Origin of the sequence: Leuconostoc sp. UCMA20149, from assembly GCF_030400235.1 — a bacterium.
Classification (GTDB): domain Bacteria; phylum Bacillota; class Bacilli; order Lactobacillales; family Lactobacillaceae; genus Leuconostoc; species Leuconostoc pseudomesenteroides.
The window spans coordinates 21,315-31,253 of the sequence record NZ_VJYC01000018.1 but is presented as its reverse complement, the minus strand read 5'-3'; the positions used below and the strand labels follow the sequence as shown (position 1 = coordinate 31,253).

General features: G+C 35.8%; 14 protein-coding genes. 12 read left to right on the top strand and 2 right to left on the bottom strand.

What is annotated here, in order from left to right; translation table 11 throughout:
* From FF105_RS10295 to FF105_RS10285, 3 genes are all read left to right on the top strand, one after another.
* Positions 1–509, top strand: a 509-nt coding sequence (locus FF105_RS10295) for a CHAP domain-containing protein (protein WP_290046842.1), incomplete at its 5' end; no start/stop codon positions are given.
* Positions 510–524: 15 nt separating this feature from the next.
* Positions 525–1,049, top strand: a complete 525-nt coding sequence (locus FF105_RS10290) for a hypothetical protein (RefSeq protein WP_290046841.1) — start codon at positions 525–527, stop codon at positions 1,047–1,049.
* Positions 1,039–1,611: a hypothetical protein gene (locus tag FF105_RS10285; RefSeq protein WP_290046840.1), complete on the top strand. Its 573-nt coding sequence runs from the start codon at positions 1,039–1,041 to the stop codon at positions 1,609–1,611. Before FF105_RS10290 ends, FF105_RS10285 begins: the two co-directional genes overlap by 11 nt.
* Positions 1,612–1,643: 32 nt before the next feature.
* Here FF105_RS10285 and FF105_RS10280 read toward each other — a convergent pair whose 3' ends face one another.
* The gene (locus FF105_RS10280) at positions 1,644–2,186 is read right to left on the bottom strand and encodes an NADPH-dependent FMN reductase (protein WP_290046839.1); all 543 of its coding nucleotides are present in this window, start codon (positions 2,184–2,186) and stop codon (positions 1,644–1,646) included.
* Positions 2,187–2,306: 120 nt separating this feature from the next.
* Here FF105_RS10280 and FF105_RS10275 point away from each other — a divergent pair, with 120 nt between their 5' ends.
* Genes FF105_RS10275 through FF105_RS10255 form a run of 5 tightly spaced genes read left to right on the top strand, consistent with a single transcriptional unit; the run spans position 2,307 to position 6,193 of the window.
* Positions 2,307–2,750, top strand: a complete 444-nt coding sequence (locus FF105_RS10275; protein WP_290046838.1) for a thioredoxin domain-containing protein — start codon at positions 2,307–2,309, stop codon at positions 2,748–2,750.
* A gap of 7 nt (positions 2,751–2,757) precedes the next feature.
* Complete coding sequence (locus tag FF105_RS10270) at positions 2,758–5,262, top strand: ATP-binding protein (protein ID WP_290046837.1); 2,505 nt, start codon at positions 2,758–2,760, stop codon at positions 5,260–5,262.
* 17 nt (positions 5,263–5,279) lie between these two features.
* Positions 5,280–5,606 (top strand): hypothetical protein, encoded by a 327-nt coding sequence (locus FF105_RS10265; RefSeq protein ID WP_290046836.1) that lies wholly within the window; start codon positions 5,280–5,282, stop codon positions 5,604–5,606.
* Positions 5,599–5,931: a hypothetical protein gene (locus FF105_RS10260; protein WP_290046835.1), complete on the top strand. Its 333-nt coding sequence runs from the start codon at positions 5,599–5,601 to the stop codon at positions 5,929–5,931. The genes FF105_RS10265 and FF105_RS10260 overlap by 8 nt, the downstream gene beginning before the upstream one ends.
* Positions 5,932–5,935: 4 nt before the next feature.
* Positions 5,936–6,193, top strand: a complete 258-nt coding sequence (locus tag FF105_RS10255; RefSeq protein WP_336621648.1) for a hypothetical protein — start codon at positions 5,936–5,938, stop codon at positions 6,191–6,193.
* Positions 6,194–6,267: 74 nt separating this feature from the next.
* On the opposite strand, the gene FF105_RS10250 is transcribed toward FF105_RS10255, so the two are convergent.
* Positions 6,268–6,750, bottom strand: coding sequence for a hypothetical protein (locus FF105_RS10250; RefSeq protein ID WP_290046833.1), 483 nt, complete (start codon positions 6,748–6,750; stop codon positions 6,268–6,270).
* 78 nt (positions 6,751–6,828) lie between these two features.
* Here FF105_RS10250 and FF105_RS10245 point away from each other — a divergent pair, with 78 nt between their 5' ends.
* The 4 genes from FF105_RS10245 (at position 6,829) to FF105_RS10230 (ending at position 9,609) form a co-directional block, all read left to right on the top strand.
* A complete protein-coding gene (locus FF105_RS10245) occupies positions 6,829–7,323 on the top strand; it encodes a PASTA domain-containing protein (RefSeq protein ID WP_048702230.1) in 495 nt (164 codons plus the stop codon).
* Positions 7,324–7,343: 20 nt separating this feature from the next.
* On the top strand, positions 7,344–8,723 hold the full coding sequence (locus tag FF105_RS10240) for a cell division protein FtsK (RefSeq protein WP_290046831.1): 1,380 nt from the start codon (positions 7,344–7,346) through the stop codon (positions 8,721–8,723).
* Positions 8,723–9,034: a hypothetical protein gene (locus FF105_RS10235; protein WP_290046829.1), complete on the top strand. Its 312-nt coding sequence runs from the start codon at positions 8,723–8,725 to the stop codon at positions 9,032–9,034. Before FF105_RS10240 ends, FF105_RS10235 begins: the two co-directional genes overlap by 1 nt.
* 278 nt (positions 9,035–9,312) lie before the next feature.
* Entirely contained in the window at positions 9,313–9,609 is a 297-nt protein-coding gene (locus FF105_RS10230; RefSeq protein ID WP_010002619.1) for a hypothetical protein, read from the top strand.
* The last annotated feature ends 330 nt before the right edge of the window (positions 9,610–9,939 follow it).

Genomic DNA, 9,939 nt, shown 5'->3' with positions numbered 1-9,939 from the left:
CAGAAACGACACAAAATACCGATAACACAACCAATAATTCAAATGGTTGCGCTACTAATGTTGCGCAAGGTATGGGAACGAGTGGTGCGCCAGTTAAAGAAATTCCTAGTGCTTATAAAAGCAAAATCAAGGACACAAACTTTACTGCCACGTCATCATCAAACACATATCCATTCGGGCAATGTACTTGGTATACCTATAATCGTATGCAAGAACTAGGTACGCCAGTTGAAAATGGTTTAGGTAATGGTGCTGATTGGGGTAAGAATGCTAAAGCCAAAGGTTACAAAACTGATAGTCAGCCACATGTTGGGTGGGCGGTTAGTTTTTCACAAGGTGCAGACGGTGCAGACCCTACTTACGGACACGTAGCCCTAGTTGAAGCGATCAGTGATGACGGTAAACATTTCTTAGTTAGTGAATGTAATGTTGTGGCATCTGGGACTGGTACAGTCAGTTTCCGTGAGTTAACGGCTGGTCAAGGTGTGACCTTTATTCAAGGTAAATAAACGAAAGGAGAAAGTATGAAAAATAGCCGTTTAATCATTGTTGCGTGTTTAATTTTGGCTGGTATTATTATTACGCAGTTCAATCAGATACCTAATCTGGATAGACAATTAGTCCAAGCAAAAGCTGATTTAAAGCAAGCTAAATTAAGTCATAAAAAATCAGAAATAATCGTATCTAGTCCACAATCACAACAATCAACAGTGAGTGATAGCACTAATCAAGTCACTAATTTTGTAAAAACATTTAGTAATCAGCCGACTTCAACCTATCCTGATAGTTTGAAAGGGTTGGCATCACAAAAAGTAATTAACGAACTAACACAAACTTTTGCGCCTAGTGTGACATTTAGTGACAAGGCACATTATGATGTACCACTTGTAGGGTTAAAAAATGCTTGGGGTTCTGATTTAGAGTATCTAGTTGTTGCTAAAAGTGATGTACAAAGTGTCGCATACACAGTCACTTATGATACTGATGCAAAGCAAGTCACAGATATGTCACGACTAACCTTAAAAGGAGCATTCGATAATGAAAAATAAAATCTTACTTAGCATCATGGGTTTGCTTTTGGTTGGTCTTGGCATCACAATGTCAATCACAAATCATAAACGGTCACAAATAGCGGATGTTAGAAAGGAAGTGTCGCAAGTGACAAAGCAACAAAAGCATGTAACGACACAAATTGATAACTTGCAAACGACCTACAATGCTAACGATGCAACAGCTAAAAGAAAATTACTTGAATTTGCAAAAGCCTATTATACATTTAGTAGTCAATCAGATTATGATAAGCGATTTAATCAAGTATCAGATATTTTAAGTCTATCTAATGACCAAAAAAGTCAATTAATTGATAGTGGACTAGATGCCACAGGTGGGTCACGAATTGATAATTTAGGTCTAACCAGTCAATACCAAACAGCCACAGGGTACACCAGTGATTTAGATAACCAAACAATCGAAAGTTTGGCAACTGTGGTTGTCAAAACGAGTGGTACAGGACAAAAAGCAATCAATCAAACAGTCCTTTTACATGGCTGGTTTGATATCAAAACGCAGAAATTAACATCAATTAAAATCAATCAAATACTGATCCATTAAAAAAAGCTAGTCCATAAAGGCTAGCTTTTTAATTAAAACTTTTCAGCGAAAGTAACAAATTGCTTTGCACTATCAGCCAAGAACTTCTTAGTATCTTCGTTGGTAATTTGACCATTTTCATCAGCTAAATTAGCGACGTTCCCAATATACAATTCTGGTTGTTGCATTGTTGGCATGTCAAGGAAAACAAGTGATTGACGCAAAATGTGATGTGCTAGAACACCAGCAATACCACTCAATGATTGTGAAGCAACTAATGCTGGCTTGCCACCCCAAACGCTTTGTCCCCACGGACGTGAAGCAATGTCCAATGCATTCTTCAATGCAGCTGGAATGCTACGGTTGTGTTCTGGTGTGACGAAGATGAAGGCATCTTGAGAAGCGACTGCTTCACGGAACTTCACATAAGATTCAGGTGAATTTTCGTCTAAATCTTGATTATACAAAGGTAAATCACTAATGTTCAAATAAGTGACTTCTGCATCGGCTGGCAAACCAGCAACCAAAGAGTCAGCGACACCTTTTGAATATGAATTCTTACGAATTGAACCAACAATAATACCAAACTTAGTCATTAATATGAGACCTCTTTCTATTTACTAAAAGTAAGTGTAACTCATTTATTATGATTTGACAAGTAGGTTTAAATAAAAAGACATTATTTGTCTATTAAAATTAAACAAGGAGAACAACAAGTGAAACATTATATCAAAGGAAGTAATGACACTAAAAAAAGGAACAGGAAGACATTACCCAAACCAATTACAATTATTGTCAATAAAGTATTACCAGTCATTTTGTTAATAGTGGCTGGTTTTTTCTTTATTCCATACGGCTCAATGAATTTTCAAAATAATGCTGTGGATTATATTAATAAGAACAATGAAGCAGTGATGTTTTACAGTTCAACGTGTTCACATTGTCAAAAGGTCTACCCTAAAATCTTTTGGCATAATGTGTTGAATTTTAAAAACGCTGACAAGCAAATTCAAACAATCAATGTTCAAAACCCTAATAACAAGCATTACATTAGTGAGTTTGCTGTTCAAGAAACACCAACATTTATGAAACCAAATAACCCAGATATGCGGGTGGTTTCAACTGATGTACAAGTGATTAACGACTTTTCAGAAAGGTAGGATAGGTATGGCAAAGAATGTCAATGTGAAATATGAAAACCCAGTTGTGCAGTATCAGGATAATTTATTACTGACAACAATTGGTGATGTGTGGGCTTATTATCAGTTGAAACCTTTTCAAATCAATGTCGCCAATGCACAAGACAAAAGTAACTTTAAAGAAACCTTGGTTGATGTGTTTGAGCGATTACAAAAATATGATGATGTTGATTTGAAGTTAATTCCAGTTGATATGGACTTGGCGGGTCGTATTCAAGGTACTAGTCCTGATTGGGCGAAAGATATATCCGATGTGGCGCAATACTACATGGGTCAAGAAGAAGTCGATATTTTGGAAAGTGAATTTAAACCAGCAATTCGTGATGAATTTTATGTTGGAGTTAAATTAAAAAATACCAGTGTTGGGGACGACTTAAAAGACAAATTTCAGTTTGCCACCGACCTTATTTTAAGACGTTTAGCAGAAACCATGCGGTATCAGGTCAAGTTTGATGACAAATTCTTTGAACGCTATCAAACCATGAATGATGACGTGCTTGGTATTTTGCGACCACTAGATGCCACTAAGATGTCCGAAGAAAAGCTAATCAATATGTTGGGGTCAACCTATCATCATCAAGGTATGAAAGATTTCTCGAACATGCGTGACACGGCTTTTGACTTAGAAAAACTGGGTATTGTTAAGCGTGAAACACAGGAAGAAACAGACTACATTAGTCACTTGGTTTTGAATTTGCCTGATAGATTAGACAATTTAGCGCTTATTCCTGAATTACAATCGTTTAAATTTCCTGTTGAAGTTCATTTTAAAATCAACTTTCCACAACGTGACGGCTTTAAAGGTATGAAGCAAGAGACCAGAAGTTCAAAAGGGAAGTATAAAGATGAATTAGAAGATGCCTTACTAAGTGATGATGATAGTTCAAAGCGTTCTCGAACTAATTTTGCCTTAGCACAAGATTTGGCTGATGTTATGGATAGTAAAGATGCTTTCATGCAGTGGTTACTTGTATTAGTGGTTCGTGATGATGATGTGCAACGGTTAAAGAAAAAAATACGTGAAGTAAAAACAAGGTTATCAACCTTTAATCGTGATATAGACGTTTTTCAACCCAGTTTTAATCAAGAATTATTGTTGTACCAAAACCTACCTGCTACTAATTTAGGAGTGTTTAAACGTTGGCGACAATTTACAAATGCGCCAGCACTAGCACAGTTGATGTTTGGCACTAGTCATGAATTAGGGTCTCGAACAGGTTTTTATATTGGACGTGTGTTAGATACAAACCGTTACTTTAGTGTGGATAGTGCGGTGGCATCTTCAAGAACATTGCTGTTAATTAACCCTGTAATTGCCAACAAAGGTATTGTTGGGGCGAAAACAGATAGTCCACACATAGCGATCACTGGCGATACAGGACAAGGCAAGTCATTCTTAGTTAAAATTCTGTTGAATTATCTAGCAATGTTTGATGTGAAGTTACTCTATGTTGACCCAAAACAAGAGGTGAGACGTTGGTTTAAAGCATCACTTGAAAATAATGATAACCCGTTTTTCACTAAGCTCATGAACTCGTTTCATTATGTGACTTTGAATGCCAATGATAGTTCTAATCGTGGTGTCCTTGACCCAATGCTCACGTTGAATAGTCAGAGTACAGTTGATGAAATACCTAGTGTCTTGACGTTGGTTAAGGAAATGTTGGTACAGGTTCGTTCAATCTCACAAGATATGGAACTTGATACGGCTCTAACAAATGCGATTAAACAAGTCTGTAACCAACGCTTAGCTGGCGAACAAGTTGGTACAATGGCGATTATTGAAATTTTGAAATCTGGTAATGAGAAATCACAGCAATTAGCCGATTATTATGAGAGTGTCATTCCTGATAGTATGTTAAAACTTGCTTTTAGTGACGGACAAACCGATAGTATTGAATTTAATAATCAACGGACAATTTTAGAAGTGACGGGTTTAGACTTGCCACACGCTGAACAAGAAGTACGTAGCTATACTGAAACGCAAAAATATTCGGTATCAATTATGTTGGCATTAGGTAAGTATTTAGAGAAGTTTGGACGTGAAGACACGAAACGGTTTAGTGCTGAAATTATTGATGAAGCGTGGATATTTAACGCTTCGCCTGCTGGTCGTAAAGTCTTGGACGGCATTAAACGTTTGGGTCGTTCTGAAAACAATATGTTGATTTATTCCACGCAAAGAGTTGGCGATGTCAATGATGAAAAGAGTAACGGTCAATACGGACAAATATTTGCCTTTGATAGCGCTGATGATAGTGAGCGTGAAAATATCTTGCGACACTTTGGTTTGCCAGTCAATAAAGCCAATATGGATATGTTAAAAGACTTGAAAAAAGGTCAATGTTTGTTTAGAGATATTTATGGTCGTGTTGGTAAGGTGGTTATTCATTCGCTATTTGAAGAATGGACAAAAGCCTTTAAGACAGTTGATAAGAATGCTGGTGCAGAGCTTGAAGCTAAGTATGGATAAGAAAGTAGGAACTAATAATGAATGTTGTATTTTTAGTGATAGTTGTGGTTGTCGTATTATTTGTTTATTTGAAGCATGATGCAGAATTAAAGAAATTAGATCAGTTGGCACAAGATATTTATAAGACAAAGGACTTGGCAATCACCATGCCACAAGCTAGTGATTTGTCAAAAGATATTCAAGAGACAACTGGTGTAATTACTGGTAACACAGTGACGGCTTTTGATAAAAAGCAACTTACTTTGAAGATTGAAGCAAGTGATTATACAATCACAGTTATTTTGGATAAAAAACGAGATGTAGTGCGCTTTGATGTTAAGAATAGGGGTAAGGTTGATGACTAAAGTTAGTATTAAAATAGCAGATTTACAGCCAATGTCTTTGGGTTATGAAGAAGGACAAGATGTGACAAGAGAAGTTCTACAAAGAGCAAACAAAGCCTATCAGTATTTTCATAACAAGTATTTGGAATTGGTGGCATCAGGGGTTGAGCCAGAATTGCGAGATCTGTTGATTGGTCATGATGCTTCATTGGAAGACTTTGTTAGCAGAGTGAGACAGGTTGTGAAGTCAGGCTATTACTATGACAGTATGGGTGTGTTTGGTGTTTATTTAGAATATAACGATACCTATGTTGAATTAAGAGATTATTTGAATAGTCGGGGGTAAATATATGTCTAGTGCTTTTAAAAAATATCGCATGACACGAAAAAATGTGTTGTTATTGGCACAAGCAATTATCAATGTTCATGGAAAAATTGCTTGGCAAGATTACGCTAGTGATAGCCCTTATCCCGACCAGCACAGTCTTACTTTGAGTGAAATTAAGGGCAGTCCTGAAAAATTTGAACGATTTAGAAATGAATTTACGCATCAAATGTACAGTAATGTTATCAATGATGAGATGCAAAGATTGGAACATGATATTTAATTAATAGCTAATAAACAGAAAGTTTATCAATGAAAAAAATAACAACCACAATTTTATGGTGTTATTTTTCATATCTATTTTGTAATCAACATGTCCATGCTTGTGACTTGTATTTCATCACTTTTGGCACGGCTGTTGTTGACGCCTATTTTAACTACTAGATTATATCTAATATTCAAAATCAAAGGTTTTCGAGATTGAATCGTATATCCTAGCAGGTAAACATGTGGTCTTTTTAATTTTTCAACATACAAACTGTCATCATCAAAATTGCTCCAGTCAATGCTTTGGTTTTTGTCCGTCTCATTTTTCAAAGCATTTCTGGCTAGTGTAAACATTTCTTCTTTTTGTTGATTACCTGATAATTTATTTATCTTATCAGATAATATGATGTGGTTTGTAGATGAATTATAAAATGGAATTTTATGTGAATTGTCAGAAACGATGATACCTATTATTCCCGCTACAACTACGAATATGCCAATAAAACTGATGATGAAAACTCTTTTGCGCATTTTATGCTCCTTATAGTTCATGAAAGCCAATTCTTTCACCATAGCCCATGTTTTTTTTGAACAGTTTTTGCAAGGCTTAATGTATAATTAAAACAATTGGATTGATTAGGAGATATAAAAATGGGAAAAGCAAAATTGTTTGGTACGATTGGCAAAATGGCACTTGGAGCAGTAGCACCAGATGTATTGGAGCAAGGAACTAAAATCGTTAATGATCAATTAGAGAAAAGGAAAGACTATCTTAAAATACCCGATGTAAAATTATTAGATGTTGAAAAAGCAACAGCGGTAATAGATAAGTATAACTTTAATCACTCTGAAGTACCGGTGAAGGCAGATTTACATTATGCTGATGCATTGCCAAATACTATTGTAAAAATGGAACCAAAGGGAAATACCTCTGTGGCTCCAAACACTTTTGTGAAATTGTATTACATCGATGAACAAACACTTATTGATAGTCAACTTTTGGCTCAAGAAGCAGAAAGTAAAAAAGCATTAAAAAAGCAAAAGACACAGGATCAAATTCATAATGTTTTAGAAACCACTTCAAGTGTTTCTGCTAATATTGGAAAAAAATTACACTTAAAAAAAGACAAAAAGGATAATGATTAAGTATAAGAAGAGGTTAGTATATGAAATATAAAACAATTAAATACAGTGATCAGTATTTAGCAAAGACTTTGTTTAAGAAGACTTTGCTTTTTATTTTGTTATTAATAACGATTTGTTTTGATTTTTGGTATTCGAATATCTTTCAATCGTTGATGGAAGGACAATATAGTTGGTGGTATCTGTCACCAATTGTTTTAAGTATTCTGCTGACGGTTTTGCTTGGGTGGGGCGTGTTTTGGTTTTATAAGAACTATGCCCCAGAACATTCGGACTTTGTTTCAAAATACCTGAAAACAGTTGAATTGCGCCAGATGATAAGCCTGCTGATTGTTTCCAAAGGGTTCTTTGATACTGCTAGTGATGACAATGGGACATTCATAGCTTATTTTCCAAAATTGAAGTTAAAGGTATTGCATAAAACAGGTCAACTGATTTTACAAGAGCCAGTAGACGGGCAGAAGTATATGGAAAATTTTTCTAAAAATGAGTTTGATAATGTTGTTGAAACAGCATTACTCGCTGATAGACAAACAACTGAATTTAGTAAAAATAAAATGATTAGCACCTTTGCTTTTGACCCGATGAAGTTTAGACGACAGTTAGAAGAACTGAAACCTAAAAAAGGGTTATTGCAGATTTCAAAAGGTATTGATTGGAAATATGATACATTTTACAATGCTTTAATATCAGGTAACGTTGGTACTGGTAAATCATATACCATGTTTGCGATTATCGGACAGTTGTTACAGGTTACAAAGTATGTTGATATTATCGACCCAAAAAGGTCTGATTTGGCTAGTTTAAAATATGTTGATGAATTAAAGGGGCGTGTTCATAGTACAGCATCTGAAATTAACGATGCTGTGATTAAGTATTATCAGTTAATGATGAAGCGTGCAGAACGTATGGAAGAATTAAAGGCATCAGGTCACATTGGCACCTATAAGGACTTTGGTTTTGAGACTTGCTTTTTAATTTTTGATGAGTTTGGTGCGTTTGTTGAAATGAATGATAGGTTAGCTTATGATGACCCAATCAAAGCAAGCTATGATACAGCAATGTCTAATTTGAATGAGATAGCTATGCTAGGACGTGAACTTGGTTTTTATATTTTGATTGGTATGCAGAGACCTGATGCGGGTTCTTTGCCAATGGCAGTGCGTAACCAACTGAATATGCGTATTAACATGGGTGTGCCAACACCTGAAATTGAAAAAATGGTATTCCCAGATAATGAAAAGCAGTTGCGCCCTTTGTCATCACATTTGAAAGGGTGGGGCTTTATTAAAATTGGGGATAGTCAAGTTAGGTCATTTTTTGCACCAGAAGTACCAAAAGATTTTAATTTACATGAATATATGTGTGAAAATATCGCAATAAGAGAAAGTCAGGGAAAATAATGGCAGATGATATTATGGCGATTGAGCGGACTAGGTTAAGTCTAGTTAACGGTTCAAGGAATATGGCGTTGATGTTAGATAAGTTACGTACGATTGATGCCAATGAAATGACTAACATTAGAAATATTGTTAAAAATATTGATGTTGAAAGTGGCGCAATTGAAAATGAAAAAGCGTTACGGCTTATTGCAGAAATAAGAGATATTGATGTTTTTAACTTTACACAAGATATTGTCGATTTGATGAAGCATATTGAAAGTTCACAAGAACAGTTAGATGCGTATATCAAAGAGTTTAGAAAATTGGTCTAAAGCAAGTTTACTTGTGAAATTTAAAAAGTTACGTGATGAAATAGGCGTTTAAAGGACTTTGTGAAAGGTTTTGAAAATGACCTATTTTTTAGTACCTATAAACGTTGATATACCGTTACTTTGTATAGCCAGTCTTATGTAAACTTTGATTGGTCTAGTCAAAAAAGGAGTTAAGAATGATGAAATACCACGCCAGAAGTCCAACACTTAGCATCTGTGTTTGGCTTTGCTGTTAATTAAATATTTGTAGTTTAAAAAGAAAAAGTAGGTAAAAAATTATGGCTTTAGAAGTTAAAAAAATTCAATCTTTGTCCGCTCAATCAATTGAAGATTTGAAGGCAATTGAAAAGATAGGTGGACTTGAACACCTTGCTCAACTAAGTGATGAACTTAAAAAAGCAATGGCAGATGAAGAACAGCTACGTGCTGTTAGTCCAATGCTGCCACCTTACTTTGCTGAACTACGCAAGAACTTAGGTTTCTTGCTTGGTACGGCTAAGTCCTTGCAAACACACGGTGTCAATCGTACAAAAGATATTCAAGGTTTGCTCGATCAATTGTCACATATCAAGTAAGTAACTATTGTTAAAGCTCTAGTCTTTTACAGCAAATGTCCTGTAAGAGACCAGGGCTTTATGTACATAGTGACTTTATTATTGGCGTGGCTCGTAGCGACCAGCGAAGAGACAGTGCCACGCCCTGCCCTAGCGTAGCATTGGGGCTGGGTGCGTGGTCGCGGTTAAGCACACACGACCAGTGTGTGTCAGCGACTGGCACATGCGCCAAAAATAAAGTCACCAAAAAAACTTTAACCCCCAGTTACTAACAGGGGGGTTAAACCGGTAAAAACGCTGAAAGCGTCAACCCAATATGGGGAACAAATGCCGGTATGAAGCCATTTAGAT